Origin of the sequence: Micromonospora sp. NPDC005299, assembly GCF_042872345.1 — a bacterium.
Lineage (GTDB): Bacteria > Actinomycetota > Actinomycetes > Mycobacteriales > Micromonosporaceae > Micromonospora.
Map to the genome: position 1 here is coordinate 94,003 of NZ_JBIAKG010000010.1, position 26,299 is coordinate 120,301.

At 73.6% G+C, this 26,299-nt stretch carries 20 protein-coding genes, 1 tRNA gene and 4 pseudogenes; 14 read left to right on the top strand and 11 right to left on the bottom strand.

All coding sequences use genetic code 11. From position 1 onward, the window contains the following. Nucleotides 1–51: 51 nt before the first annotated feature. Nucleotides 52–1,011 (bottom strand): annotated as a pseudogene (locus ACFYPD_RS25625) (YibE/F family protein); the annotation flags it as partial. 165 nt (nucleotides 1,012–1,176) lie between these two features. Between ACFYPD_RS25625 and ACFYPD_RS25630 the strand changes: the two are divergent. Continuing rightward, the gene (locus tag ACFYPD_RS25630; protein ID WP_387118402.1) at nucleotides 1,177–1,743 is read left to right on the top strand and encodes a helix-turn-helix domain-containing protein; all 567 of its coding nucleotides are present in this window, start codon (nucleotides 1,177–1,179) and stop codon (nucleotides 1,741–1,743) included. Nucleotides 1,744–1,918: 175 nt separating this feature from the next. Here the strand turns inward: ACFYPD_RS25630 and ACFYPD_RS25635 are convergent, their stop codons facing one another. Further along, on the bottom strand, nucleotides 1,919–2,797 hold the full coding sequence (locus tag ACFYPD_RS25635; RefSeq protein WP_387118405.1) for an IS3 family transposase: 879 nt from the start codon (nucleotides 2,795–2,797) through the stop codon (nucleotides 1,919–1,921). Nucleotides 2,798–2,816: 19 nt separating this feature from the next. On the opposite strand from ACFYPD_RS25635, the pseudogene ACFYPD_RS25640 reads away from it, so the two are divergent. After that, nucleotides 2,817–4,118 (top strand): annotated as a pseudogene (locus ACFYPD_RS25640) (IS30 family transposase); the annotation flags it as partial. Nucleotides 4,119–4,120: 2 nt separating this feature from the next. On the opposite strand, the pseudogene ACFYPD_RS25645 reads toward ACFYPD_RS25640, so the two are convergent. The 4 genes and pseudogenes from ACFYPD_RS25645 to ACFYPD_RS25660 form a co-directional block, all read right to left on the bottom strand. Next, nucleotides 4,121–4,471 (bottom strand): annotated as a pseudogene (locus tag ACFYPD_RS25645) (transposase); the annotation flags it as partial. A 171-nt stretch (nucleotides 4,472–4,642) separates the two neighbouring features. After that, the gene (locus ACFYPD_RS25650) at nucleotides 4,643–5,038 is read right to left on the bottom strand and encodes a hypothetical protein (RefSeq protein ID WP_387118408.1); all 396 of its coding nucleotides are present in this window, start codon (nucleotides 5,036–5,038) and stop codon (nucleotides 4,643–4,645) included. Nucleotides 5,039–5,307: 269 nt separating this feature from the next. Then, nucleotides 5,308–5,937 carry a VC0807 family protein gene (locus tag ACFYPD_RS25655; protein WP_387118411.1) on the bottom strand — a complete coding sequence of 210 codons (630 nt, stop codon included), beginning with the start codon at nucleotides 5,935–5,937 and terminating at the stop codon, nucleotides 5,308–5,310. Continuing rightward, nucleotides 5,934–6,461, bottom strand: coding sequence for a TetR/AcrR family transcriptional regulator (locus ACFYPD_RS25660; RefSeq protein WP_355060480.1), 528 nt, complete (start codon nucleotides 6,459–6,461; stop codon nucleotides 5,934–5,936). Before ACFYPD_RS25660 ends, ACFYPD_RS25655 begins: the two co-directional genes overlap by 4 nt. 434 nt (nucleotides 6,462–6,895) lie before the next feature. On the opposite strand from ACFYPD_RS25660, the gene ACFYPD_RS25665 reads away from it, so the two are divergent. Further along, on the top strand, nucleotides 6,896–7,465 hold the full coding sequence (locus tag ACFYPD_RS25665; protein WP_387118414.1) for a hypothetical protein: 570 nt from the start codon (nucleotides 6,896–6,898) through the stop codon (nucleotides 7,463–7,465). A 525-nt stretch (nucleotides 7,466–7,990) separates the two neighbouring features. Here the strand turns inward: ACFYPD_RS25665 and ACFYPD_RS25670 are convergent. Both ACFYPD_RS25670 and ACFYPD_RS25675 read right to left on the bottom strand, forming a co-directional pair. Continuing rightward, nucleotides 7,991–8,473 carry a transposase gene (locus ACFYPD_RS25670; protein WP_387118417.1) on the bottom strand — a complete coding sequence of 161 codons (483 nt, stop codon included), beginning with the start codon at nucleotides 8,471–8,473 and terminating at the stop codon, nucleotides 7,991–7,993. Beyond that, nucleotides 8,452–9,030, bottom strand: coding sequence for a transposase (locus ACFYPD_RS25675; protein ID WP_387118420.1), 579 nt, complete (start codon nucleotides 9,028–9,030; stop codon nucleotides 8,452–8,454). The genes ACFYPD_RS25670 and ACFYPD_RS25675 overlap by 22 nt, the downstream gene beginning before the upstream one ends. 127 nt (nucleotides 9,031–9,157) lie before the next feature. Between ACFYPD_RS25675 and ACFYPD_RS25680 the strand changes: the two are divergent. Both ACFYPD_RS25680 and ACFYPD_RS25685 read left to right on the top strand, forming a co-directional pair. Further along, nucleotides 9,158–9,232, top strand: a pseudogene (locus tag ACFYPD_RS25680) (hypothetical protein); the annotation flags it as partial. 136 nt (nucleotides 9,233–9,368) lie between these two features. Then, a complete protein-coding gene (locus tag ACFYPD_RS25685; protein WP_387118423.1) occupies nucleotides 9,369–9,791 on the top strand; it encodes a hypothetical protein in 423 nt (140 codons plus the stop codon). On the opposite strand, the gene ACFYPD_RS25690 is transcribed toward ACFYPD_RS25685, so the two are convergent. Further along, nucleotides 9,773–9,856 (bottom strand) — tRNA-Leu (locus ACFYPD_RS25690). The two genes, ACFYPD_RS25685 and ACFYPD_RS25690, sit on opposite strands and share 19 nt — an antisense overlap. 232 nt (nucleotides 9,857–10,088) lie before the next feature. On the opposite strand from ACFYPD_RS25690, the gene ACFYPD_RS25695 reads away from it, so the two are divergent. From ACFYPD_RS25695 to ACFYPD_RS25725, 7 genes are all read left to right on the top strand, one after another. Next, the gene (locus ACFYPD_RS25695; protein ID WP_387118426.1) at nucleotides 10,089–13,139 is read left to right on the top strand and encodes a tetratricopeptide repeat protein; all 3,051 of its coding nucleotides are present in this window, start codon (nucleotides 10,089–10,091) and stop codon (nucleotides 13,137–13,139) included. Nucleotides 13,140–13,342: 203 nt separating this feature from the next. Next, nucleotides 13,343–15,910, top strand: coding sequence for a fibronectin type III domain-containing protein (locus ACFYPD_RS25700; protein WP_387118759.1), 2,568 nt, complete (start codon nucleotides 13,343–13,345; stop codon nucleotides 15,908–15,910). Between the two features lie 28 nt (nucleotides 15,911–15,938). Continuing rightward, entirely contained in the window at nucleotides 15,939–16,934 is a 996-nt protein-coding gene (locus ACFYPD_RS25705) for an AAA family ATPase (RefSeq protein WP_387118429.1), read from the top strand. A gap of 3 nt (nucleotides 16,935–16,937) precedes the next feature. Continuing rightward, the gene (locus ACFYPD_RS25710; protein WP_387118431.1) at nucleotides 16,938–18,146 is read left to right on the top strand and encodes a DUF58 domain-containing protein; all 1,209 of its coding nucleotides are present in this window, start codon (nucleotides 16,938–16,940) and stop codon (nucleotides 18,144–18,146) included. Beyond that, a complete protein-coding gene (locus ACFYPD_RS25715) occupies nucleotides 18,122–20,467 on the top strand; it encodes a DUF3488 and transglutaminase-like domain-containing protein (protein ID WP_387118434.1) in 2,346 nt (781 codons plus the stop codon). Before ACFYPD_RS25710 ends, ACFYPD_RS25715 begins: the two co-directional genes overlap by 25 nt. 250 nt (nucleotides 20,468–20,717) lie before the next feature. Then, the gene (locus ACFYPD_RS25720) at nucleotides 20,718–21,227 is read left to right on the top strand and encodes a SigE family RNA polymerase sigma factor (RefSeq protein ID WP_387118438.1); all 510 of its coding nucleotides are present in this window, start codon (nucleotides 20,718–20,720) and stop codon (nucleotides 21,225–21,227) included. Beyond that, nucleotides 21,224–22,099, top strand: coding sequence for a hypothetical protein (locus tag ACFYPD_RS25725; protein ID WP_387118441.1), 876 nt, complete (start codon nucleotides 21,224–21,226; stop codon nucleotides 22,097–22,099). Before ACFYPD_RS25720 ends, ACFYPD_RS25725 begins: the two co-directional genes overlap by 4 nt. Before the next feature lie 33 nt (nucleotides 22,100–22,132). Here the strand turns inward: ACFYPD_RS25725 and ACFYPD_RS25730 are convergent, their stop codons facing one another. Next, nucleotides 22,133–22,939 carry an SDR family oxidoreductase gene (locus tag ACFYPD_RS25730; protein WP_387118444.1) on the bottom strand — a complete coding sequence of 269 codons (807 nt, stop codon included), beginning with the start codon at nucleotides 22,937–22,939 and terminating at the stop codon, nucleotides 22,133–22,135. A gap of 1 nt (nucleotide 22,940) precedes the next feature. Beyond that, nucleotides 22,941–23,921 carry an LLM class F420-dependent oxidoreductase gene (locus tag ACFYPD_RS25735; RefSeq protein WP_387118762.1) on the bottom strand — a complete coding sequence of 327 codons (981 nt, stop codon included), beginning with the start codon at nucleotides 23,919–23,921 and terminating at the stop codon, nucleotides 22,941–22,943. 202 nt (nucleotides 23,922–24,123) lie between these two features. Between ACFYPD_RS25735 and ACFYPD_RS25740 the strand changes: the two genes are divergently transcribed. Together ACFYPD_RS25740 and ACFYPD_RS25745 are read left to right on the top strand one after the other, a co-directional pair. Continuing rightward, on the top strand, nucleotides 24,124–25,359 hold the full coding sequence (locus ACFYPD_RS25740) for a low temperature requirement protein A (protein ID WP_387118447.1): 1,236 nt from the start codon (nucleotides 24,124–24,126) through the stop codon (nucleotides 25,357–25,359). A gap of 54 nt (nucleotides 25,360–25,413) precedes the next feature. Further along, nucleotides 25,414–26,265 carry a DUF1028 domain-containing protein gene (locus ACFYPD_RS25745; protein ID WP_387118450.1) on the top strand — a complete coding sequence of 284 codons (852 nt, stop codon included), beginning with the start codon at nucleotides 25,414–25,416 and terminating at the stop codon, nucleotides 26,263–26,265. Nucleotides 26,266–26,299 lie beyond the last annotated feature (34 nt).

The following is a 26,299-nucleotide window of genomic DNA, read 5'->3' on the forward strand; positions in this document are numbered from 1 at the left end:
GGTGCAGTCAGCTTGCGAGCGCCTGCTTACCCCGAACGCCCCGCACCAGTGTCACCATTCGCGGTCCGCGCCGCGATCGAGGTCCTCCCAGCTGCTTCCTGCCGCCCGACCCGGTGGTCCATCGCCGGCGCGCCCGGCGCTCAGCGCCTCAAGGGCCAGGTCTCGGTCGATTACCGACCGGCGGCCAGCTGAGCCGGCTGCGGTGGCGGATGCGGGCACTCTCGTGCCGGCCCGCGTGGTGTCGCGTGCCGCCCGTCGTCCGGCGGTGGTGACCACCGCGGCCAGTCCGGTGGTCAGCGGTACGGCGGCGATCAGGCCGAGCGTGGCCACCGCGCCGCGGACGATCTCCTGGGCCAGGAACTCACTGGTGAGGATCTGGCTCACCGGCCGGGAGTCGGCGACGAGCAGGAGCAGCAGCGGCAGCGAGGCACCCGCGTACGCCAGCACGATGGTGTTGACCGTGGAGGCGATGTGCGCCCGGCCCACCCGGGTGGCGGCCCGGTAGAGCTGGCGTCGGGAGAGCGCCGGGTTGGCGTGGGCCAGCTCGGTGACCGTGGCGGCCTGGGTGACGGTGACGTCGTCCAGCACGGCCAGCGAGCCGATGACGATGCCGGCCAGCAGCAGGCCGTGCAGGTCCACGTCGCCCTGGAACATCGACAGGGTGGTCGCGTCCTCGCTGCCGAAGCCGGTGAGATGGGTGGCGGCCGTGACCAGGGTGCCGAGCACACCGGTCAGCACCAGGCTGCCGAGCGTGCCGAGCACGGCCACCGAGGTCTGCGCCGTGATCCCGTGGGTCAGGTAGAGCACCACGAACATGATCAGTGCGGCGCCCACGATCGCCACCAGCAGCGGCGGCTGGCCGGCCCCGATCCCGGGCAGCACGAAGCCGAGCAGGACGGCGAAGCTCGCCACCAGCCCGCCGAGCGTGGCCAGCCCGCGCCAGCGGCCGAACGCCACGATCGCCACGGCGAACAGCACCGCCAGCCAGACCAGCGGCGTGCCGCGCCGGTGCCGGTTGGGCTGCCCGCGTCTCCTCGGCGACTTGACCTTCAGCGATAGGTGAGCGTGGATCACTAAACCTGTCGCTGGTACGGCGCGGGATGTCAGATGAAGCTCGGCCGCGTCGGTGCAGAACACCTGCCCGTGGCCCCGACGGACGTAGGAGGTCCGAGGCCAGTGAGTCTTGCCGTTAAAGTCGCTCTTCTCGCGACGAAAGATCTTGGGAAGAACGAGCGGGCCGTGGCTATCGCCATCGCTGCACACGCCAACCACGAAGGTAAGGCTTGGCCTTCCGTCGCCACCATCGCCAACTACGCCGGCTGCTCGGAGCGGACGGTGCAGCGATGTCTCACCAAGCTGGTGCAGCTCGGCCGCCTGGCCGTGTCCAAGGCCGCCGGGATCGCCACCCGCGTCTACCGCCTGGTCACCGGAGACGGGCTGACGGGAACCGCCTCTGGGGTGACAAAGCAGCAGGGAGGGGTGACAGATTCGGCCAGCGGGGGTGACAGACAGGGTGTCACCCTAAGCTTTGAAGACCAATCGATGAAAGACAGGCGGGCACCGGTTCGCGACCGGTTCGCTCCGCAAAGGAGGCAGACCCGCTCTCCGGGTTGCGCCGAGCGTGGCGGCGCGGCGCCGCCGATGACCGGCGGCGGCCGCCGCTGCTCGCGTCCGGGGCACATCGGCCAACCTGCCGGCAGGTGCATTCCCTGCCGCTCAGAGGCGATCGAGCGCGGGGCATGATCGCGACCCATCGCTTATGTCATCGCGGGCTTCCGCGGTCAGCGGCCGTAACGACGGCTCCGCGTCGGCGAGCTGATCGGTCTTCGGCTGGACGAGCGCGGTGCACCATGAGACAGCGAGAAGTCGGCCGACGTAGCCGGCGAGGGCTTCGCCCAGGCACGGTCACGTCGGTGACTCATGCCGACCCCTGGGTCAGACGTCCGTCTTGGTCGAACCCGGCTCGGCCGCTGGTCACCGCGACGTGCAGGCCGTACCGGAGTAGCTTGTCGACCTTGTCGGTGCGCCGCCGGTAGCCGAGGCGCTCCAGCCCGGCGCGCAGCAAGCGCTCCTCGTCCATGCTTGGCACGCCGTGCAGAACGTGCACGAACGCGTTGGCGGCCTCCTCGGGTGGCACGTCCTCGAACGCCCGATCGTTGCTCGCCTGGGTGACCCGGTACGCGCGGTAGGTCTGCGGATCCGTCCCCTCGGGCCAGGCGTACCGTCCCACGGTCGGATGGCCGTACAGCCGGCGGGTGTCGACGAGCGCGAGCACGGCGAGGCGCCGGTCCTCCCGGGTCCGCAAGAAGCCGAACCGGGCCAGGGCCAGGCGGGCGAGCCGGTGCTGTTCGACGGGTCCCTCGGCCGCGATGATCTCCCGCAGCGCCTCCCGGACGAGCCCGCGTACCCGCTGGTCGGTGGCGAGCAGGTCGAGGTCGCTCTGGTCGCCGAGCGGCGTCGGGGCGTACGGGACGAAGGGGCTGACTTCGATGGCGCCGGTCGCCGCCTGCGGCGCGCTCGCGACGGGGGCCGGCGCGTAGCCCAGTTCCTTCTGGATTCGGCGGGTGTTGTACCAGCCATCGATGTAGGCGAAGATCGCATCCTCGGCCACGTCGCGGGTCCGCCAGGACGTGCGGTAGACGAGTTCGATCTTCAGCGTCGACCAGAAATTCTCCATCAGGGCGTTGTCGTAGCTTTCGCCGACGGAGCCCATCGAGGGCAGGATTCCGTTGTCCTGTAAGCGTTCCGCGAAGCGGAAGGACGTGTAATTGGCGGATTCAACCGGTCGTCGCAACACCTAGCGGAGAGGTGGAGCGATGGCTTATGGCCCGGGGCAGAAGCGGGTTCGGGAGTATCGGGGGCAGATTCCTTCGCCGGGGCGGCCGACGGTGGCGTGGCGTGAGGACAGGGTCAAGTTCTGGGCTGCGATCCGGTCAGGTGTGATGACCGAGGATGCGGCCGCGGTGGCGGGTGTGTCGTCGCCGGTTGGGTTCCGGTGGTTCCGGCACGCTGGCGGCGTGAATCCTGCGTTGCCGCCGACGGTGTCGGGCCGCTATCTGTCGCTCAGCGAACGAGAGGACATCGCTCTGTCGCGGGCGCAAGGCATGGGCGTTCGGGAGATCGCGCGCCGGCTCGGCCGGGACCCGTCAACGATCTCGCGGGAGTTGCGGCGCAACGCCTCGACCAGGACGTACCGGTTGGACTACAAGGCTTCGATCGCGCAGTGGCATGCGGAGCGTCGGGCCCGCCGGCCGAAGACCGCGAAGCTGCTGGCCAATGAGCGGCTGCGGCCGTACGTCCAGCAGCGGCTTGCGGGTGCGATCCGGACCGCGGATGGCCGGCTGGTCGCCGGCCCGCAGGGCCCGCAGTGGAAGGGCCGCAACAAGCCCCACCGGGCCGATCGGGCATGGACTACCGGGTGGAGCCCGGAGCAGATCTCCCGCAGGCTCAGGGCCGAGTTCCCGGAGGATGAGTCCATGCGCATCAGCCATGAGGCGATCTACCAGGCGCTCTATGTCCAGAGCCGTGGCGCCCTCAAGCGCGAACTCGTCACCTGCTTGCGGACCGGTCGCGCGCTTCGTGTTCCCCGCGCCCGCGCGAGGCAACGCGCGTGGGCGCACGTCACGAGCGACACGCTGATCAGTGAACGTCCCGCTGAGGTCGCGGACCGTGCCGTCCCGGGGCACTGGGAAGGGGATCTGATCATCGGGTTGCAGCGATCCGCGATCGGGACACTGGTCGAACGGACGACGAGGTTCACGATGCTGGTCCACCTGCCTCGTGAGGCCGGCTGGGGTGTGATCCCGCGGACGAAGAACGGTCCTGCTCTCGCCGGCTACGGGGCGATCACGATGAGCAAAGCCCTCGCCGAGACGATCATAAAACTGCCTGAGCAGCTGCGCCGGTCGCTGACGTGGGACCGCGGCAAGGAGTTGTCGGCGCACGCACGCTTCACGGTCGAGACCGGCGTCCCGGTGTTCTTCGCCGACCCCCACAGCCCCTGGCAACGCGGCACCAACGAGAACACCAACGGCCTGCTGCGGCAGTACTTCCCGAAAGGCACCGACCTATCCAGATGGAGCGCCGACGAGATCAACGCCGTCGCCCACGCCCTCAACAGGGCGCTGATCTCACCGTGGGTCAGGCCCTTCGCCGACAACGACAGCACCATGTCGTCGACCCCAGACAGGCGCCGCTGCCGCTTGCGCACGATCTGCGGCTCGAACGTCCCGGCGGCGTCGCGTGGGACCCGGACCTCGACCGGCACGACGTCGGTGAGCACCGTCTTGGTCCGGCTGCCGTTACGAGTGTTCCCGCTACCCCGACCCGCCGGGTCGTGCCTGTCGTAGCCGACGTGGTCGGTGATCTCCCCGTCCAGCGCGGACTCCAGGACCCGCTTCGTGAGCTGCTGCAGCAGCCCGCCCTCGCCGGTGAGCTGCAGCCCATCGCCACGAGCCCGATCGACCAGCATCGCGATCAACTGCTCATCCGTGACCGCACCGGCCGGCTCGGCGGCCGACTGTCCCACGGTGGTCTCGGTCGTCATCTGGCGTCTCTCCCTTGATCGGTCGATCAGCCGTTATTTGTACAGTCCCGTACGGCGTCCCAACCTTGCGCAGCCTTCTCGTCGCCGGACCCACGATCAGCGCCAGGACCGGTACTCCCGCCAGCACCACCACCGCCAGCGGCACCGAGATCCGCAGCAGCAGGCCGCGATCACTATGTACGCCAACACCACGCCGACCCCCGGCCCGGTCGCGGTGAGGCTTCGCCCGATCGTCCACGCGTCCCCTCCTCCGATGGCCACGACCTCGCCGGTGCGGGCGCGCCGCTCCAACGTGGCACCCAGACGGACGGCGTGCGCGTTCACCACCGAAACCGTCCGGAACGCCGCGTCCATACGCACCCGTGTCATCGTGCGGTGCCGCGAGATGCTCAGGCCTGCCAAGACGCCACCGACCACGACCAGGACCGCCGTCCAGCGCAGCACCGCGTCCCGATCGCCGTCCGCCAGGCTGTCGACCGCCCGGGACAGCACGTACGGAGGCTAGGCCAGCCCGACCATCCAGGCGGTGCCGAGCGCCGCTCCCAGCGTCAGCCGGCCGCGCTGCCGAGAGATCAGCCAGGCCAGGTACGACCACGGGCCTCGGGTAGGCGGGTGCGACGGCGACACAGCGCGATGACCCATACGGTACCCAAACACACGTCGAGGGCCTGGCCGCCTTGGGGGGCGCCGCGAGCCAGCTCGTGACGGTCGGCGGTCCCCGGCCTCGCGGTGAAGGATTCCTTGCGATGGTCGACGCACGGTCAGCGCGGCGCTTCCGTGAGGTGACGCATGCGCGACCGTCCCCATGCCTTGCCCATCTGAACGACGATGGTCAGCATGATGGCGAGGAGCACGACGGAGGCCACCGGGACGAGGTCCAGGGGCAGCGTGTAGCTCATCACCACGCGGGCCGCGGCGTCAACGAGGAAGGCCAGTCCGAAGCCCCAGGTCATGCCCCGCATGGCCCCACGGAAGGTCTCGCTGATCTCCCAGGATCGGTGCCACGCCTCGGCCGCCGGCTGAGGCATGAAGCCGACGGTTCCCGTGAAGACGAGCGGCCGTGGCCAGAGCAGGGACAGCAGGAACCAGCCACCCACGACGCCTGTCAGGTAGCTTTCGCGGGCCATCAGCAGCCGCGCATCGGCGGTCATGAGGCCGACTGCGGTCCCGACGGTGATGAGCGCAAGCGAGAACAGGCTGGTCCGGGAGACGCGTCGTTGACGGAGCAGGCTGGCGCCCAGGCGGAGCATTGGCAACGCGGCCCCGGCGAGGAGGGCGGTCCAGATGGCTGCCCCTAGAGTGCGGAGGACGTAGTAGGACGCGAGCGGCACCACGAGGTCGAGGAGAAGGAAGCCGGTGAATGCGGCCGGACCGCTTCGCGTTGTCTTCATCGGGACTCCTCGGTCTGCAGGGCGCGTCGGGCGATGGTGATCAAGTGCTCGGCGTGGCTTCGTGGATCAGCTGTCGGGTCGCAGGCGGCGCGGGCCGCTGCGGCGTCGATCGAGGCGCGGATCGTCACGGCTACGACTCCTGCGTCTACCCCCGCGAGCTCACCCGCCGCCTGCCCTCGCTCAATCAATTCCCGCAGGTGAGCGGCCAGGGGATCCTCGCCTCCCGGGACCCCCTTTGGGGGGCGCGTGTTGGCCGCTACCTCCATGACCGCGCGCACGTGTCTCGGGTTCTCGGCGACGAAGGCCAGGTTGCTCCGGATGTATGCAGTGAGCTCGCCGATGACCGAGTGGCTGTCGCCGACCGCTGTGGAGATCTGCTCCCCGGCGTCGCGGTAGAGCGAGGCCACCACCTCATCCAGCAGATCCTTCTTGCTTGGAAAGTGATAGGTCACCACCCCCTTGCTGACCCCGGCGCGGCGGGCGACCTCGGCGATCGACGCTCCTGCGAATCCCTGCTCGACCAAGGCGTCAACGGCGCACCCGACCAACTGGGCTCGCCGGGCAAGACCGCCAATGGAGGGCTTCGACGATGGTGTTGTACGCACGTACAAATATTAGCTCGCTCGTACGACTACGGCAAACCCGCACCTCCCAGCTCCTTGTCATGACACGGCGCGGACGGGGCAGCTACGCCCCTGCCAGTACGGTTGCTATCCGGCGCTCTCGGCAGCCGCGCCAAGGCCATCCACCACTACCGATCCGCCACTGCGAACCGGGGGCAACTGCCGGCAGGGCGCCCGGGGCCATTCTCGGAATTCTGGGCGAATGCCAGGATGGGGCCATGAGCGCGGGGGAATTGTACGGGCGAAAGCCCGAGGAGTGTCAACGGCGCCCGAAAACTGGCTCTGGCACACATTTTGTGAGTCGCGCTCGTCGGTAGTTGGGGTTGGGTGCCGGGATGGAGGTAACTCCGGCGTTGCTGCCGCACCTGATGGGTCAGCGGTTGGAAGCGGTGGTGGTCCGGGGCGTCGGGGTCAGGATCGATGCGGCGACACAGACGGTGCGGGCAGGGTGTAATGCCTGCGGCACCTGGTCGACCACTGTGCATAGTCGCTATGTGCAGCGGCTGGCCGATGTCAAATTGGGTGGTCACGGGGTGCTGGTCGCGTTGACGGTCCGCCGGTTCACCTGCGCGAACGCCGGATGCCCGCGGCAAACGTTCGTCGAGCAGGTGCCCGGTCTGACTCGTCGGCATGCCCGTCACACCGTCTTGGCGGCGGGCGACCTGGAAGCGGTCGCGGTGGCGTTGGGTGGTCGACCGGGCAGTCGGTTGGCGCAGCGGTTGGCGGTGTCTCGGATGACGTTGATCCGGATGATTCGGCGATGCCGATCCGTCGTCGGTGACGCCGACGGTGCTGGGCGTGGACGACTTCGCCCGCCGTCGTGGCCACCGCTACGCGATCCGCATCTCTTCTTCCTCAACCTGTTGATTGAAAGAACGAGTGAAGGCGCGTTACGTGGACGGTAAGCATTGTGCTCACCGATAACTGATTTAGCGCTCGATTCGAACTAAGCTCGACTCTGCACGTGTCATCCCCTCTGCCGTCGACCCGCCCTCCTGGGAGCGGGCCGCCGCCCGGCCCGCCACGTCATCCATGAAGGAGCGGGGCCGGTCAAGGGTGGGGTTTTGAACCGTTGACACTTGTTTTGCCCGTCTTCCGGGACGGCTTCGGGCAGGCGTCTGCGCGGTGCCGGGGTCAGGGCTGGGCCGCAGGCCCACCCGATAGGGCTTGGCCTTGACGCCGGTGCCGTGGGTGCCATCGTGGTGATGCCGGAAGTCGGTGTTGTGGGTGTGGTCGCGTCGCCAGGTTCCGACTGCTGTCGGTGGGGCAGGCCGGGTTCGGCTGCCGGTCATCCATTCGCCCCGCCTGGGTTGGGGGGCATGGTGGTGTGCGACCGTGACCGGACGGGGTCAATCAAGCGGGCGGCCTCGCCGTCGGCCGACGGGGGCCAGACGTGGCACGACCACGCGTCCGGTCACGTCCGAACCTGCTCACGCCGCCGCCCGGGCCGGGGCGAGGGCACGGATATGCCCGTCGCGCAGGCCGTAATAGACGAGGGCGAGCAGCTTGCGGGCCACCGCGACGGTGGCGATGTTGCGTCCACGGCGCTCGGCGATGGCCGCCCGTCGGGAGACCAGCCATCCAGCGCGGTGCGGAACGCTGTGGGCGGCCTCGACCGCGGCCCACCGCACCAGGGTCGAGCCCTGCTTGGTGATCCGGCCCCGGTGCACGACAAGGTCGGACTCGCGGTGCCGCGGGGTCAGCCCAGCCCACGAGGTCAGCTGCGCCGGGCCGGGGAACCTGTCGACTTCGCCGATCTCGGCGACGAACACCGCCGCCAGGACCGGTCCGACACCGGGGATGGCCTGGATCGCGGTGTAACCCCGGTGCCCCGCGAGTCTGGCCCGGATCGGCCCCGCGAGGGCGTCGACCTCGAAACCGACTGCGTCGATCAGCCGGCACAGCGAGGACACCCGCCCCCGGTAGGCGCCATCCAGCGGTGCCCGGGCGAGTAGTTCCCGCCCGCCAACGCGCCGAACAGATCCGAGACAGGGATGTGCACGCCCTGTTTGGCCAGCACCGCGTGCACCGATGCCTTCAACCCGCTGCGCAGGGCCACCAGTCTGGCTCGATACCGCACCAGCTCCCGCAACTCACGCACCGCCGGCGGCGCCACGTACGCCTCCGGCAACCTGCCCATCCGCAGCAGATCCGCCAGGTCGGCCGCGTCACGGGCGTCGTTCTTCACCCGCCGGTAGGCGAACCCCTTCACCCCCAACGGATGCGCCAAATGCACCCGGGCACCGGCCGCGGTCAGCACATCCACCGCCCAGTACCAGCCATAGGTGGCCTCCAGGACCACCTCCGGGTCCGGGCCGGCCTTGGCGATCTCCAACCCGAGCGCGACCGGGTCGTTGTCGATCCGCACCGTGTCGAGCTTCTCGCCTGCCTCGCTCATCCGCACGATCACCGACCTGCGCCGGTGCAGATCGATACCCACGATCTGCCGGCCGTCGTACTCTGCCTGCATGAGGGGCCTCCTTCGTCGTGAGACGTGAGCACCCCGAGCATCCCGCCCGGGACCCACGAGGAGCGAGGCCCCGCTCCTTCATGCCATCAAGCAGCGCACCCGCAACCCGTACGTCTTCCGCGGCCTGATCTACTGCGCCGCCTGCGACCGGCGCATGCAGGGCCAGTACAACCACGGGGCCGCCTACTACCGCTGCCGCTTCCCCCAGGAGTACGCCCTCGCCAACCAGGTCGAACATCCAAGCAACGTGTACCTGCGAGGACGCCCTCACCGACCCGCTCGACACCTGGCTGGCCTCCGCCTTCACACCCCACCGGCTCCAACAGACGATCACCGCGATGACCGACGCCCAGCCCTTGGAGCATCCACCCGCGCTTGCCACGGCAGCCCAGGCGATCATCACGGACTGCGACACCAAGCTGGAGCGGTACCGCGCCGCCCTCGACGCCGGTGCAGACCCCACGGTGGTCACCGGCTGGATCACCCAGACCCAGGCCGAATGCGCTCGAGCCGAAGCTGATCTTCACACGCAGTCGGGCACCGGCCCGCGCCGGATGAGCCGAACGGAGATCTCGAACCTCGTGCGAGCGCTCGGCGACATCGCCGGCGTGCTTCGCGACGCCGACTCCGCCGACAAGGCCGAGGTCTACCGGCAACTCGGCCTGCGACTCACTTACGAGGCTGAAACGCAAACGGTGCGCGCTTCAGTGGATCTAAGCGCGCACCGTGGGGTAATGGTTTGTGTCCGAGGGGGGACTTGAACCCCCACGCCCTATACGGGCACTAGCACCTCAAGCTAGCGCGTCTGCCATTCCGCCACCCGGACCTGCTCGTCCAGCCTAACCTGTCGGCCAAGGTGATCTTCGCACCGGTTCGGCCGGCCCGGCGGGCCGCACGGGGCATTACTGTACACGGCCCGGGTGGATCATGCACATCGCCGCCACCCCGCGGAGTTTCCCCAGCTCAAGGCACTGGCGCGGCCGCGGGCACCGCTGCCGCGTACCGGATCCCGGGGCCCGGGTAGCGAGGACCCGGCGATTCCGGGCAGCATTGCTCCCGTGTCCCACCCCTCCCCCCTGACCGCCGCTCAACACCAGGCCCTCGCGCTGCGCTCTGCGGGTGACCTGGCGACCGCCCGCCGCCTGCTCGCCGACGCGATCGCGGCGGCCCGACCGGCGTACGGGGAGGACCACCCCGACGTACTGGCCACCGGCCACCTGCTGGCTCGCCTGCATCGCGAGGCCGACGATCCGGCCGCCGCCCGACGGGTGCTGGAAGAGGCGTACGCGGCCGGCGAGCGTCGCCGCGGCGACGCCGACCCGCTGATGCTCGCGCTGAGCTTCGACCTCGCCGGCGTGGCGGAGGAACTCGGCAACCGGCACGAGGCCCGCCGCAACTACACCCGCGTGGCCACCGCAGGGCCCGCCGTGCTCGGTCCGGACCACCCCGCGGTACGCGCAGCCCACCAGTACCTCGGCGGCTCCGCCGCCGCTCCCTTCCCGCCCGGCCCACCTCCCGGCGGCTCGGCCGCCGCTGCCGGCCCGCAACCCGACCCGGGGGCGCTGTCCGGGCCGACCATGTCGCTGCCCGCCGTGCCGCAGCCGTACCCGCCGCAGCCCGCCCCGCCCCGGCCCGGCGCACCCGCGGCGCCCGCTCCCGTCCCGCCGGTGCCCGGCGCCGAATGGGCACCACCGGCGGCGCCGGCCCGACCGGCCGCCTGGGCGCCGCCCACCTCCGGCCCGGCGGCGCACCTGCCGCCGCCGCCCGCCTCCGGTCCGGCGGCGCACCTGCCGCCGCCCCCGCCCGTTCCGCCGGCGCCGACCAGCGCCGCTCCGGCCTCGGCCCCGCTGCCGCCGCCTCCGATCATCCCCCCGCCCATGTCCGCTCCCCCGACCCCGACCTCGGGGCCCGGCGCACCCGCCGGCAGCGCGCCGAGTGGCTGGGCGGCCTCCACGGAGGCGACGACGCGGTTCACCGCACCGCCCGTCTCCGGCACGGCCCCAGCCGTCCCGCCACCGCCGGGCGCTGCGGTGCCGACGGCACCGGGGGTCACGCCGGTCGCGCCACGCCCCCCGGTCGCCGCCCCGCCGGGGCCGGCGCCGGTGCCGCCTGCTCGGCACCTCACGCCGCACGCCCCCGGTGCGACACCGCCCGCCCGGCACGTTTCGGCACCGCCCACGCAGACCCCGCCGCCCGCGGCGCGCCCGGCGCCGCCCGGGATGCCGTCGGGGCCCCCGTACGGCGTGGTGCCCCCGGTCGCGCCGGCGCCGGTACCGCCCTCGTCGATGCCGGTCCCTGCCGCACCGCAGGCTGCCGCGGCGCCGATCCCGTTGCCGCCGGCACCGGTCATTCCGCTGCCGGCCCGACCGGTCTCGACGCCGCCCGCGCCCGCTGCGCCGGCCGCACCGGTCTCCGGCGTGCCCGGACCGTCGGTTCCGCCCGCCGGGTCGGTCCCGCCGGCTCCGCTGATGCCGGCTCCGACGTCCGCCCCGCCCGCGTCCGGTGTGCTACCTCCGCCCCCACCCATCCCGGTTTCCGCCCCGCCGGTGCCCACCGCGCCGGCTGCGGCACCCATCCCGACCCCGCCGGCGGCCACACCGGCGACGGTCGTTCCGCCACATCGGGCGCCCGGCCAGCCGGCCGCGGGCGGCGAGCCCGGCGGGGGCGACACCCCAGCTGCCCCGGCGCCGGGGTGGGACAAGCCGACCATCCAGGTGCAGCAGATCGGCCCCCTGCTCCGGGAGGAGGCCGAGCGGATCGCCGCCTCGCCGCCGGGCGCGGCCGCTCCGGTCAGCAGCCCGCCCGTCAGCGCGCCCCCGGCGGGCAACTCGCCCGTGAGCGCGCCGCCGGCGAGCGTGGACCCGGTGAGTGCGCCCCCGGTGAGTGCGCCCCCGGCGAGCGGTCCGCCGGTCAGCGGCGCGCCCTTCCCGCCGCAGCCCGTCAGCGGCCCACCCATCAGCGGGGCGCCCCTTCCGCCGACCGTCGATGGTCCCGCGTCGCCTCCGCAGGGAAGCGCCGTGCCGCCTCCGCCCTCGCCGGTCAGCGCTCCCCCGGCCGGCGCCGTACCGGGCACGGGCACGCCCTTCGCCACCCCGCCGGGCAGCAACCCGCCGTTCAGCCCACCACCTGCCAGCGCGCCCTTCAGCGCACCACCCGCCAGCGGCCCACCGTTCAGCGCACCACCCGCCAGCGGCCCACCGTTCAGCGCACCACCCGCCAGCGGCCCACCGTTCAGCGCACCACCCGCCAGCGGCCCACCGTCCGGGACAGTGCCACCGGCCGGATACCCGGTCAGTGGCCCGCCCGGGTACCCGCCGCCGGTGAGCGGGCCGCCCGCCTCGGCGCCGGTCAGCGCCTCGCCCGTGCCGCCGTGGGGGATGACCGCGCCGCCGTGGAGCAGCGCCGCCCCGCCGCAGGCCCTCGACCGGCCGGGCGATCCCCGTCCCGAGCCCGTCGTGGACGAGCCCGACACGGTGAACCCGGACCCGGACCCCGCACCGGAGAGCGGGGAGGACACGCCGCGACCGCTACCGGTCTACGACGGGTTGCTGGACTTCCCCGAGTCGCAACAGCCGGCCCCGGAGCCGTACCCGAGCCAGGGGGCCTGGCCGGCGGTGCCGCCGGCGTTCCACCAGCCGGCCGCGTACCCGGCGGCGGAGGAGCCGGAGTCGCGCGGCCGCAACCGGACGGTGGTGGCCCTGGTGGCGGGCATCGTGGTGGTCGTGGTGGCGGCCGCCGTCGGTGTGGGCGCCGTGCTGCTCAACCGTGACCCGGCGCCGCCGCCCGCGCCGGCGCCGACGGCGGCGAAGCCGAAGGTGAGCGGTCCACCGCCGGGTGAGCTGCGGTTGCAGGACGACACCACCACGATCACGGTCACCTGGACCGACCCGACGGGCGGCGGTGTGCCGTTCGTGGTGGCCGGCGGGCGGGCCGGGCAGAAGTTGGGGGTGATGGCCACGGTGGACGCCGGGCAGACCCGCTACACGGTGAACGGGCTGAGTCCGAAGCTGGACTACTGCTTCACGGTGCTGGCCGTCTACTCGACGGACACCTACGCCACCTCGGGTCAGGTCTGCACCGATCGGGAAGGTGGCACGACGCCGAACTGAGCGGCGCCACGACACGCTCGGTGTCCACAGGAGGACGGTGCGGGTTTCACCGGTCCTGGGTGGCCCCTATGATGGCTCCCGGCTCTGGGGAGGGTCGACCGCGCGTGCCGCCCTCCCCCACCGACGCGGGGAGGCAGCCGCCAGTGACCACCATCGAGAGCGTCACGAGCACCGGGCCGGAGACGGCCCGCCCCCGGTCCCGGATGCGGGGCGGGCTGGTGACCATCGGCACCGTGGCGGCGCTGCTGGCCGCCATGGGGTTGACCGTGCTCGGGCTGGGGGCCGCCGACAACGCGGTGGCCAACTACGACGCCTCGTCCTGGTTGTGGAGCACCAGCCGCAGTGAGCTGGCCCGGGTCAACGGGGTGACCGCGCGGGTGGACACCCGGATGGAGGTGCCCGGCGGGCGTCGGCACCAGATGCAGGTCGCCCAGACCGACCGGCTGCTGATCCTGCGCGATCTGAACACCGGTCAGGTCAGCTCGCTGGACCTGGCCACCCTCCAGATCACCGCGACCACGCCGACCGCGCCGGGCCTCGGGGTGAGCGTCGCGCTGCACGAGGACGCGGCGTTCGTCGTCGACGCGGTGCAGGGCATCGTCCGGCAGCTCGACCCGCGGTCGCTGACGCCGGTGGGCGAGCCGGTGCGTTACCCGCCGGGCATCACGGGCGGGGCGTTCGACGGTGCCGGCAAGCTGTGGATCGCGGTGCCGAGCGAGGGCACCGTCTCCGCGGTCACGGCCGCCGAGCTGCCAGCCACCCCGGGCACCGCGCCGCCCGCCGGGCTCAGCCCGAAGCGGGTCGAGACGTACGAGGTGGCGGAGCCGGCCCACGAGCTGGTGGTGTCCACGCTGGACGAGGGGGTGGCGGTGCTCGACCGCACCTCCGCCTCGCTGGTCACCGTGCGGGCCGGGCAGACACAGCGGGCCAACCTGACGATGACCGCCCCGGGCAGCCTGCCGACGCGCACCACCGGCCCGCAGGTGCCGGTCACGGTGAGCGGTGAGCGGAAGGTGCACGTGGTCCGCGACGCCGCCGAGGTGCAGCGGTTCACGGTGCCCGGCGCGGGTGGGGAGCTGAGCCCGGCGGTGGCCTGGGCGGGGCGGTTCTACTGCGCCGACGAGACCACCGGCACGGTCTACTCGTTCGACGGGAACGGGCAGCTCGTCGACACCATCAAGGGGTCCGGGCGGCCCGGGCCGATGGAGCTGGAGGTCCGCGAGAACCATCTGTTCATCAACCCGCCGAACTCGTCGACGGCGCAGGTGGTGGACGACCGGAACCAGGTGCGCGAGGTCAACAAGTACGCCAACGACGTGCTCGGCGGTGACCCGCCGCCGGTTGCCCCGCCGCCGCCCCCGCCGAAGAAGCCGAAGGTGGGCAAGCCGGGTGCGCCGCGCGCGGTGACCGCCGCCGCGGGGAACGCGTCGGCGCGGGTGAGCTGGCAGGCGGCCGCGTCCAACGGCGCTGAGATCACCAGGTACGTGGTGGAGGGCGCCGGCCAGCGCCACGAGGTGGGCGCGAACCAGCGTGCCCTGGAGATCACCGGGCTGACCAACGGCGAGACGTATACGTTCTCGGTCCACGCGGTGAACGCCAAGGGCGACGGGCCGGCCCGGAAGAGTAACCCGGTCACGCCGACCGCCGCCGTGCCGGACCCGCCGGCCAGTGTGACGGCCGAGGCCCGGCCGGACGGCACGGTGCTGGTGAAGTGGCCGGCGGCGAACGGCCAGGGCAACACCGTCACGAAGTACGCGGTGACCGCCAGCTCGGCCGGCGCGACGGCCCCGGCCGGCGAGTCACCCAAGACCGAGCTGGTCATCCCCGCCGGTCAGCTGGAGTACGGCACGCAGTACGCCTTCACCGTGATCGCGGTGAGCGACAAGGGCGCCGGCTCCAAGGCGTCACCGGTGAGCAACACGGTGGTGCCGTTCAACGTGCCGAAGGCGCCGACCGAGTTGCAGGCGTCCACGGTGGCCGACCAGCCGGGCACCATCGCGGTGCAGTGGGCGCCGGCGGTGGACAACGGCCGTCCGGTGACGAAGTACGTGGTGGAGGCCGCCGGGAAGACCACCGAGGTGACCGACGTGCGGACCACGATCGGCGGTCTCGGCGACGGGCAGAACGTCACGGTCAAGGTGAAGGCGGTCAACGAGGCCGGCCCGGGTGCGGAGGCCAGCAGGACGGCCCGCACGGTGGCGGCGCCCCGGGTGACGATGACCGGCTCGTCGGCCGACGCGACCTCGGTGACGGTGACGTTCACCGTCGACGCGGGCGGTGGCCGGGCGACCTGCACGGCCGCCACGGGCGGCAAGACGGCCAGCGGGAGCTGCTCCAGCCTGCGGGTGACCGGCCTGACGCCGGGCACCGCGTACACGGTGACGGTGACCGCCAGCAACGCGGCCGGCAAGGGCACCGGCAGCCGGGCGCAGAGCACCGACGCGCTCTACGGCATCGCGACGTGCAACAACGGTCCGGACGGCGACCAGCGCACCTACTGCGACCGGGAGGTGCCCGGGGATCGCAATGGCAACGAGATCTTCTTGGTGCCCGAGCAGCTCAACGCCAAGCAGGTCGGGTGGGCGAAGCCCGGCACCCGGTTGAAGGCCTATTGCAAGAAGCAGGGTAAGAACGTCGACTCCTGGATCTACAACAACCAGAAGCAGAGCACCTGGTGGGTGCAGGTCGAGTACTCGGGCAAGAACTACATCCCGTGGGCCTGGCTGAACCTGGAGGGTGGCGACAACATCAACCTCCTGCCGACCTGCTGACCGCGCCGCATCGAGGAGCACCCCGCACGTGAACACCCACGAACCGCTCACCCAGCCGGAGGTGCAGGGCTTCGCCGCCCTGGCCGCCCGGCTGGCCGAGAACGTCAACGCGGTCGTGCTGGGCAAGCCGCAGGTGGTCCGGCTGGCGCTGACCGCCCTCTTCGCCCAGGGGCACGTGCTGCTGGAGGACGTGCCCGGGGTGGGCAAGACGACCCTGGCCCGGGCGGTCGCGGCGACCGTGAAGGGCCAGTGGCGGCGCATCCAGTTCACGCCGGACCTGCTTCCCTCGGACGTGTCCGGTGTGACGATCTTCAACCAGGCCAGCCGGGGCTTCGAGTTCCACCCGGGGCCGGTCTTCGCCAACATCGTGATCGCCGACGAGATCAACCGGGCGTCGCCGAAGACGCAGTCGGCGCTGCTGGAGGTGATGGAGGAGCGCACGGTCACCGTGGACGGCGTACGCCACCCGGTGCCGCAGCCGTTCCTGGTGGTGGCCACCCAGAACCCGGTGGAGATGGACGGCACCTACCGGCTGCCGGAGGCCCAGCTCGACCGGTTCCTCGTGAAGCTGTCCGTCGGCTACCCGGACGAGGCGGTCGAGGTGGAGGTGCTGCGCGGCGCCACCCTGCGCTCCCCCGATTCGCTCACGGCGGTCACCGACACGGCCACGGTCGGGGAGATGGTGAAGATGGCCCGGCGGGTGCACATCGCCGAGCCGCTCTACGCGTACGCGGTGCGGCTGGCCGCGGCGACCCGCACCCACCCGCAGGTGCGGGTCGGGGTCAGCCCCCGGGGCGTGATCGCGCTGACCCGGGCGGCGTGCGCGTACGCGCTGATCGACGGGCGGGGCTGGATCATGCCGGAGGACCTGAAGACGCTGGTCGAGCCGGTGTTCGCGCACCGGCTGCTGCTCACCCCGGACGCGCAGGTGCGCGGGGTGACCCCGGCCGACGTGCTGCGCCAGGCGGTCGCCTCGGTGCCGGTGCCGCTGCCGTCGGGGCAGCCCGCCGCGGTCCACGGGTGAGCGGTGGGGATCACCGCCCGCGGTGTCGGGCTGCTCGTCGCCGCCGTCGTGCTGCTCGGCGTCGGTTTCCGGTACGCGTACCCGGAGCTGACCGTGCTCGGCGCGGCGGCCGGTGTCGCGGTCGGGTACGCCCTGGTCACGGCCGCCTGGCGCCCGCGGCTGACGGTCGAGCGGGTGGCCGACCCGGACCGGGTGGCCCGGGGTGAGCCGGCGGCCATGGTGCTGACCGTGCGCAACACCGGGCGGCTGCGGGCGGCGAACCTGGTGGCCGAGGACCGGTGCGGCGGCCGGCTGGTGCCGGTGCCGCTGCTGCGGCTGCGTCCGGGGCGGGACACCGAGGTGCGTTACCCGGTGCCGACCCGCCGCCGGGGGGTGGTGCCGGTCGGGCCGCTGCGGGTGACCCGGCGCGACCCGCTCGGCCTGGTGGCGCTGGCCCGCGCGTACGGGGATCCGGTGCCGGTGTGGGTGCACCCGCGGATCCATCCGCTGTCGGCGGTGCCTACCGGTGCCGGTCGGAGCCTGGACGGGCGCACCGACAGCGTGCCGCACGGCTCGATCACCTTCGACTCGCTGCGCGAGTACGTGGTCGGCGACGAGTTGCGCCGGGTGCACTGGCGGACGAGCGCCAAGGTAGGCGAGCTGATGGTGCGGGAGAACGTGGACACCAGCCTGCCCCGGCTCGTGGTGGTGCTGGACAACCGGGCGGCAGCCCACCCGGATCGCGACGCCGGGGTGGCCGAGTCGTTCGAGTCGGGGTGCGAGGCGGCGGCGTCGGTGGTGGCCGCCGCGACCCGGGAGGACCTGCCGGTGAGCCTGCTGCTGGTCGCGCCTCCCACCGAGGAGCCGGCCGGAACTGCCGACGGCTCCAGGTCGCCGCGCGGCGCCGGACGCGCCGAGCTGGAGTTGTCGCACGGGCCGCTGGACCGGCTCGCCGCCGCGGAGCTGGCCGACGGCGGGGAGGACGTGCTGCGGACCGCGCTGGGCCGGCTGCGGCAGGACCGGCTCGGCGACACGCTGGTCTTCCTCACCGGGCCGGGCGCCCGCGGCGATCTGGGGCACGTGGGCGCGCTGCGCCGCGGGTACCCGTCGGTGGTGGTCGGGATGTTCGGGGCGGCGGAGCCGACGGCGTCCGGCGCGGCGGGCCTGGTGGTGGTGGACGCGGCGGACGGCGCCGAGTTCGCCGCCGAGTGGGACGGGATCCGCCGGTGGTGACCGTGACGCCGCCGCGCCCGGCGGTCGAGGCGCCGGCCGGGCCGACCGGCGGCGCTCCCGGTCCCCTGGCGCGGGTGCTGCGGGCCGTGCCGGTGCCGCTGGCGCTGATCGTCATGATCGCCCTGGCCGGTGTGGTGCTCGGCCGGGTCTATGCGGATCCACTGCTGACCCGCCTGATGGCCGGCGCGGCGGTCGGCTCGGTGCTGGTGAGTGTGGCCGCCCGGCGGCTGCCATCCTGGCTGGTGGCGCCGCTGTCGGTGGCGGCCCTGGCCGGCTGGGCGCTGCTGTCGCTGCGGTTGGCGGCCGGCCACGCGGCGCTGCCCGGCGGCCTCGGCGAGGTGGCGGCGGACGCCGCCCGCAACGCCATTCCCCGGCTGCTCACCGCGATGATCCCGGTGGAGCCGGCCCCGGACACCGTGCTGGTCCCGGTGGTGGCCGCCTGGCTGGCCGGGCTGGCCGCCGCCGAGGTGGCGCTGCGGGCCGGCCGGGTGCTGCTCGGCTACCTGCCGCCGGTGCTGCTCTACGCCGGCGCGCTGTACGTGGTCGGGCCGAACGCGGGCCCGGCGGTCGGGCCGACGGTGCTGTTCGCGGCGGTCGCCGCCGTCGGCCTGGCGGTGCCCGGCGGGCGGGCCGACCCGGCCGGCGCCGACCCGATCGCCGGCTTGGCCCCGGCGGTGCGGGCGGCGGTGCGGCTGCGGCTGCTCGCGGCGAGCGCGGCCGGGGTGGCGGTGATGGTCGCGCTGGCGGCGCTGCTCGCCCCGGTGGTGGCCGGCCAGGTGGACGACCGGCCGGTCGACCCGCGCCGCTACGTCGAGCCGCCGCAGGTGGAGTCGCTGGACGAGAACCCGCTGATCCGGATCTCCGGGTGGGCGCTGAACCCCGACCAGAAGCTGCTCGACGTGCGCACCGAGGCGGGCGCGACGGACGCCGCGCCGCCGCGGATCCGGCTGGCGGTGCTCAGCGACTACGACGGGGTGACCTGGCGGGTGGGCGCGACCTACCGGAACGCGGGGCGGATCCTGCCGGCCACCGAACCGGCGGCGGGCACCACCACCGACCCGGTACGGCAGGAGATCACCGTGGCCGACCTGACCGGGCGGCTGCTGCCCGCCGTGCCGACCCCGCACGAGGTGACCGGCGCGCGGGTGGCGTACGACCCGGCGACCGGGACGCTGATCCGGCCGGAAGGGCTGGCGCCGGGGCTGCGGTACACGGTCGCCTCGGTCCGGGAACGGCCGGACATGAACCTGATCAGCACGGCGAACGTGCCGGCCGGCGACGCGGTGGCCCGGGTGCTGCGGGTCGCCGACGGGGCCCCGGAGCAGATGCGCCGGCTGGCCACCCAACTCGCCGAGGAGAACGGCGCCCCGTACGCCCGGGCCGCCGCGATCGCCGACTTCCTGGCCGAGCACTACCGGGTGACCGCGGACGCGCCGAGCGGGCACGCGTACCCGAACCTGGCGTTCTTCCTCTTCGGGCCGCGCAACGGCGGCGGGCAGCGGGGCACGTCCGAGCAGTTCGCGGCGGCGTTCGCGGTGCTGGGCCGGCTGGCCGGCCTGCCCACCCGGGTGGTGGTCGGCTTCGAGCCGAAGGCGGACGGCCCGGTCCGGGCGGCGGACGCGTACGCCTGGCCGGAGGTGCTGTTCGAGGGCGTCGGCTGGGTGCCGTTCGACCCGATGCCGCGCCCGCACGAGGAGCCGCGCCCCGTGGAGGAGGACTTCCGGCCGAAGCCGGAGGACCCGCCGCCGTCCGAGGTGCCCGCGCCCACCGTGGAACCCACGGCCACGCCGCCGTCGGAAGCCGGCCCCGACCGGCGCGGTGGCCAGGCCGGGCCGGGCACGCCGGTGCTGGTCGGCGGCGGCGTCGGGGCCCTGGTGCTGCTGGTCGGGGTGCTGCTGCTGGCCCTGGCCGTGCTGCGCCGCAAACTCAGCCGCGGCCGGTTGGGCCACGGCGACCCGGGCCGGCGCATCGCGGGCGCCTGGCGGGAGCTGACCGACGCGCTGCGGCTGGCCGGCCACCCGGCCGGCGCGGATCTCGCGGCGGCGGAGGTTGCCGAGTTCGCCCGGCGTACCCTCGCCGAGGCTCAAGCGGCCGACGGCGGCCCGGTGGACGCGACCGCGGACCAGCCGGGCGGGGCGGTCGACGAACTGGCCGCGCTGCTCAACCAGGTGGGGTTCGCCCCCGGCAGCGTGACCACCGAGCAGGCGGAGCGGGCCGCGGCCCTGGCCGGGGAGTACGTGTCAGCCCTGCGCCACGCGCGCGCCCGGTGGCGGCGGCTGCTGTGGCGGGTGCACCCCGGTCCGCTGCGCTGGCGTCGCTGACCTGCGAGGGCTGGCGCGGACCACCGGGCCTCGTTCCGGGGCCGACGCGTCGGTTGAGCGGACGCGGATGTTGCACCGTTCTTCCGGGATCCGCGGTTACCTCCTGTGGCCGGCCGTCGTGGCGGCACCGACGCCTCCCCGCCCGGCCGGCCCGGGTCGGGTGTCGCGCCAGGAAATGTCCTGACCGGCGGTGCAACCCCCAGCGCCCGACCGGGCGTGACTATCCCCGACAAAAGAATCGGAGGCTGGCATGGGTGACCGCGACGCGGCGTTCGCGGAGTACTTCGCGGCGAGATCGGATGCGATGCGTGGTACGGCGTACCTGCTCTGCGGCGACTGGCACCGGGCGGAGGACCTGGTCCAGAGCGCGTTCACGAAGCTCTATCTGGCCTGGAACAGGGTTTCCCGGCACGAGGTGCTCGACGCCTACGTACGGCAGATCCTGGTCCGGACCTTCCTGGACGAGCGGCGGCGCGGCTGGTGGCGGCGGGAGCGGGTGGGCGGGGAGGGCGCGGAACGGCCGGCACCGCCGGAGTCCCCGGAGAACCGGCTGGTGCTGCTCCAGGCGCTCGCCGCGCTGGCGCCGCGCCAACGGTCGGTCCTGGTGCTCCGTTACTGGGAGGACCTGTCCGTCGAGGACACCGCCGCACTGCTTGGGTGCTCGGCCGGAACGGTGAAGAGCCAGGCCGCCCGGGGCCTGGAGAACCTGCGGGAGCTGGTGCAGCCCGCATACAGCACGATCGAGAAGGGGGAACGGTGAACGGCGAAGAGCTGCGCGAGGCACTGCGTCACGAGATGGCCGGCGTCCTACCACCGCCGCCGCTGGACGCCGCCACCGCGCTCGGCGCGGCACGGCGCACCCGGGCGCGACGGCGTACCGGCTGGGCCTGCGCCGGGTCCGCGGCGGCGGTGCTGGCGGTCGCCGGCGTCGCGGCGGTCGGCACCATGGGGGCGGGCGTCCCGGGTATCGGCACCGCCGGTCCCGGCGGGTTGAGCCCGGCGGCGTCCGGGACCAAGCCCAGCCCGGCTCCGTCGGCCCCGACGAGCGCCTCCCCGTGGCCGACCGGCCCGGACGGCCGCCCGCAGGAGGACCGGACCGCGAGGGCGGGCAACCGGTACGACCAGGCGGTCCGGCTGCTCAACGAGTTGATCTCCGCGGTGCCTGCCGGGTACCTCGTGCCGGAGAACCGGCCGAACCAGACCGTGAACGACGACCCGCCGCGCAGCAGCCAGGCCGAGTTCGAGGACAAGGTGGAGGGCGTCGACGTGTGGCGCTACACCTCCGCCGCCACCGTGACCAAGGGGGACCGGACGGGGCGCGTACTCGTCGAGGTGTACACCCGCGGAAACACGCTGCCGACCGAGCCGTGTGCGCTGGCCCGGCAGTTCTGGGGCATGCAGGGCGAGTGCCAGGTGGTGACCGTCGGCGACGCGAAGGTCGGAGTGGTCGTCCGACCCACCATCGACCGGCGGTTCGAGCAGTGGTCGGCCTACCGGCACCCAGACGGGGTGGTCACCTTCGTCGCGCAGACCCCGACCTTCGGCAGCCCTCAGCACAGGCTGGAGGAAATGCCGTTCACCGTGCCGCAGCTGGCGGCCCTCGCCATGGACGATCGGTTCCACCTGCAGTGATGAGGCGTCGTGGCCCCGGTCCGTCGCGGCCGTTCAGGTAGCCGGCCCGGCGGCGCGCAGCTTGCGGACGAGTTTGCGCAGGCCGGCCTGCCAGCCGTCGGGGTCCTCGGCGCGGCGGCGCGCGTAGGCGGCCACCTCCGGGTGCGGCAGGATGAGGAACCGCTCCTCGGCCAGCCCGGCGATGGTCGCGTCGGCGACCTGGTCGGGGGTGAGTACCGCGCCGGAGGCGGCGATCACCCGGGCGCCCAGGTGTCCCTCGGCGAGGCCGCCGGCGAGCATCGGGGTGTCCACGCCCTGCGGGCAGAGCGCGCTGACCCGGACGCCGGCGTCCCGGTAGGTGATGGCGAGCCACTCGGCCAGGCCGACCGCCGCGTGCTTCGTCGCCGTGTACGGGGCGTCGCCCACCGCGGTCAGCACGCCCGCCGCCGAGCAGGTGAAGAGCAGATAGCCCTGGCCGCGGCGGAGCATCGACGGCAGCGCCGCACGGGCGCTGTGCACGTGCCCCAGCACGTTGACCCGCCAGGCGCGGTCCCAGTCGGCGTCGGGCGCGTCCACTCCCCCACCGGTGCTCACCCCGGCGTTGGCGCAGAACAGGTCGATCGGGCCGTAGCGGCGCTCGGTCTCGTCGACCAGCGCCCGCACCTGCGCCTCGTCGGTGACGTCGAGCCCGACGCCGTGCGCCACCGGCCCGATGCCCTCGGCCACCGCGCGCGCCGCCTCGGCGTCGAGGTCGGCCAGGACGACGGCGGCGGCGCCCTCGGCGGCGAACCGGCGGCCCAGCGCCGCCCCGATGCCGCCCGCCCCGCCGGTGATCACGGCCACCCGGTCGGTCAGGTTCATCTCAGCCCGCCTCCCCGCCGGTCACGCCGAGCCGCGGGAGCAACCCGGCCCAGGCGGCCGCGCCGCCGGCGGCCAGCTCCGGGGTGGGCAGCAGCGCCAGCACGGGCACGTCCACGCCGTGGTCGGCGTACCGGCGGGCCCGGGCAACGCACTCCTCGGGCGACCCGTGCAGGACCAGCGCGTCGACCACCTCGTCCGGCACCGCCGCCGAGGCGCCCCGGCGGTCCCCGGCGGCCCACGCCTCCCACATCGGCCCGAGGCTGTCCTGCCGCCCCAGCCAGCGGTGGAAGGCCGCGTACGCCGGAACGGTGAGGTAGCCGGTGATCAGCCGGCGGCCCAGCGCGCGGGCGTACGTGGCGTCCTCGGTGGGACAGACGAAGATCCGGGCGGCGACCTCGAAGCCGGGGCGGCGCTCACCCAGCTCGGCCAGGGCGGTCGGCACGTCGTCGGCGGCCAGCCAGTTGAGGATCACCCCGTCGGCCTCGGCGGCGGCGAGCCGCAGCATGCCGGGGCGCAGCGCGGCCAGCAGCACCGGCGGCGGCACGGTCGGCGGGCGTTCCAGGGTGAACCGCCGCACGGTGAAGGTGTCGTACACCTCGTCGACGGTCTCCCCGCGCAGCGCGGCGCGCAGGAAGCGCAGCACGTCCCGGGTGCGCTTGAACGGCTCGTCGAAGCGCACCGCGTTCCAGTCCCGGACGAGCACCGGCGAGGAGGCGCCGATGCCCAGCGCGAAGCGGCCGGGCGCGGCCTCGGCGAGGGCGGCGGCGCTCATCGCAAGCAGCCCGGGCCCCCGGGTGAAGACCGGGGCGATCGCGGTGCCCAGCCGCAGCCGCGGTTGCCAGGCGGCGGCGAGCGCCAGCGGAGTGAACGCGTCGGTCCCGGCGACCTCCGACGACCAGACGTCGGTGAAGCCGGCCCGGTCGAGCGCCGCGTAGACCGTGGCGTGGTCGGCGAGCCTGATGCCACCCAGCGGCACCGTCATGCCCCATCGATTCGTCACCGGTCGATCGTGCCCGGTCGCCGTCGCCCGGGGCAAGATCCCGACGGGCGGCGCCAGGTCGCGGCGCCGCGTCGGACCCGTCGAGCGGGAGCCGCCACAGGGGCGATAGGCGCGATACCAAGCGATACGCCCGGAAAGAGTGCTACGACTGCCAGGTGGGGTGGACCGGGGTCGGGAGGCGGCGGTGAGGATTCCGGAGCCGGCCGCCCTGCTCCACCCGGGGAGCGGACCGAACCGGGCCACGTTCCTGGAGCTGTTCTTCGACCTGGTGTTCGTCTTCGCGCTGACCCGGATCTCCGCCCGCGCCTTCGAGGACCTGGCGCTGGAAGGGGGCAAGACCGGCTGGACGGCGGTGACCGGGGGCGGCAAGACGCTGCTGTTGTTCCTGGCGCTCTGGGCGGTCTGGCAGGGCACCGCCTGGACCACGAGCCGTTACGACCCGTACCACATCTGGCTCCAGGTCATCGTGGTCGTCGCGCTGGTGGGCAGCATGGTGATGGCTGTCGCGATCCCCCGTGCCTTCAGCAGCACCGGCCTGGCCTTCGCCGCCGCGTACGTGGTGGTGCAGGTGAGCCGGCCGGCGATCCTGCTGCTCACCCTGCGCCGGCTCCAGCACCGCCGGCTGAAGCTGCGCATGCTGATCACCTTCAGCATGACCGGGGTGCTCTGGCTGGCCGGCGCGCTGCTGCCCACCGACGCACGGGTGACGCTCTGGACGCTCGCACTCCTGCTGGAATACCTGGCGTCCCGGTTCGGCTGGCCGGTGCCCGTGCTCGGCCGGTCGACGGTCTCCCGCTGGGACATCCACGGGGAGCACCTGGCCGAGCGCTACCAGCAGTTCTTCCTGGTCGCGCTCGGCGAGACGATCCTGATCGCCGGGCTGGCGTACAGCCGGGCACCGGACAGCGCCACCCGCACCGCCGCCTTCGCCGCCGCGCTGCTCACCACGGTGCTGCTCTGGCGGATCTACGTGCAGCGGGCCGGGCGGATCCTGGGCGAGGCGGTGACCCGGGCCGCGCACCCGGCCACCATCGGCCGCTCCGCCGCCGACACCCACCTGGTGATGGTGATCGGCGTGGTGGCCACCGCGATCGGCTACGAGCTGGTCAACGAGCACCCGACCGGCCACAACCAGGTCGGGTGGCTCGCCATGATCCTCGGTGGTCCGGCGTTCTTCCTGCTCGGGCGGGCGCGCTTCGAGTACGAGGTGTTCGGCCGGGTGTCCCCGTCGCGCTGGGTGGCCGTTCTCGTCCTGCTGCTGCTCATGCCCCTGCTCAAGCCCGCGGTGCCGCTGACCGCGGCGATCGCCACCCCGCTGGTCGCGGCGTTCGCCGCCCCGCTGGTGCTGCTCGGGGTGGCGGTGGCCGACGCCCGCCGCGCCTGGGGCCGCCCACCGGAGGAGGCCGCCCCGCCGTTCTGACCGCGCCCCCGTCGGGGGCCGCTGACGCCCCCGCCCCGACGTTACGATCCGCGGGTGACCTTCTCGATCGTCGCCCGCTCCGCCGACGGGCTCGTGCACGGCATCGCCGTGGCCAGCAAGTTCCTCGCCGCCGGGGCGCTGGTGCCGGCCGCCGAGGCGGAGGTCGGCGCGATCGCCAGCCAGGCCCACGCCAATCTGGCGTACCGGTCGCAGGGGCTGGCGATGCTGCGCACCGGAGTCGGCGCGGCGGACGTGGTGGCGGGCCTGATCGCCGCCGACCCGGGCCGCGACGACCGGCAGCTCGGTGTGGTGGGGGCGAAGGGCGACGGCGCCACGTGGACCGGGCCGCGTTGCCACCCCTGGGCGGGCGGCCAGTCCGGCGACGGCTGGGCGGCACAGGGCAACATCCTGGCCGGCCCGGAGGTCATCGACGCGCTCCGGGACGCCTGGCTCGGCGGGGCCGACCTGCCGTTCCCGCAGCGGCTGCTGGCCGCCCTCGCCGCCGGCGACCGGGCCGGCGGCGACCGGCGGGGCCGGCAGAGCGCCGCCCTTTTCGTCGTGCAGCGGCACGGCGGCTACGCCGGCACCGGCGACGAGCTGGTCGACCTGCGGGTCGACGACCACCGCGACCCGGTCGCCGAGCTGGGCCGCCTGCTCGACATCCACACCCTGCTCTTCGGCACGCCGGACCCGGCCACCCTGCTCGACCTCACCGGGCCGGTCGCCGACGAGGTGGCCACGCTGCTGGCCGCCGCCGGCCACCCGGTCACCGCCGCCGGGGTGGACGAGGCGCTCGCCGCCTGGGCCGGCGTGGAGAACCTGGAGGAGCGCATCGTCGCCGGCCGGATCGACCCCGTCGTCCTGGACCACCTGCGCCGCACCACCGCGCCGGCCACCGACGCCTGACCGTCCAAGAGGACCAGCGCCGGGTCGATGGCCG

What these genes read in the sequence shown, in the direction of transcription:
- ACFYPD_RS25665 (WP_387118414.1), top strand. Translation starts at nt 6,896, where the DNA reads ATGGAGGTAACTCCGGCGTTGCTGCCGCACCTGATGGGTCAGCGGTTG.
- ACFYPD_RS25735 (WP_387118762.1), bottom strand. Translation starts at nt 23,921, where the DNA reads ATGACGGTGCCGCTGGGTGGCATCAGGCTCGCCGACCACGCCACGGTC.
- ACFYPD_RS25675 (WP_387118420.1), bottom strand. Translation starts at nt 9,030, where the DNA reads ATGCAGGCAGAGTACGACGGCCGGCAGATCGTGGGTATCGATCTGCAC.
- ACFYPD_RS25685 (WP_387118423.1), top strand. Translation starts at nt 9,369, where the DNA reads ATGACCGACGCCCAGCCCTTGGAGCATCCACCCGCGCTTGCCACGGCA.
- ACFYPD_RS25700 (WP_387118759.1), top strand. Translation starts at nt 13,343, where the DNA reads ATGCGGGGCGGGCTGGTGACCATCGGCACCGTGGCGGCGCTGCTGGCC.
- ACFYPD_RS25655 (WP_387118411.1), bottom strand. Translation starts at nt 5,937, where the DNA reads ATGAAGACAACGCGAAGCGGTCCGGCCGCATTCACCGGCTTCCTTCTC.
- ACFYPD_RS25730 (WP_387118444.1), bottom strand. Translation starts at nt 22,939, where the DNA reads ATGAACCTGACCGACCGGGTGGCCGTGATCACCGGCGGGGCGGGCGGC.
- ACFYPD_RS25720 (WP_387118438.1), top strand. Translation starts at nt 20,718, where the DNA reads ATGGGTGACCGCGACGCGGCGTTCGCGGAGTACTTCGCGGCGAGATCG.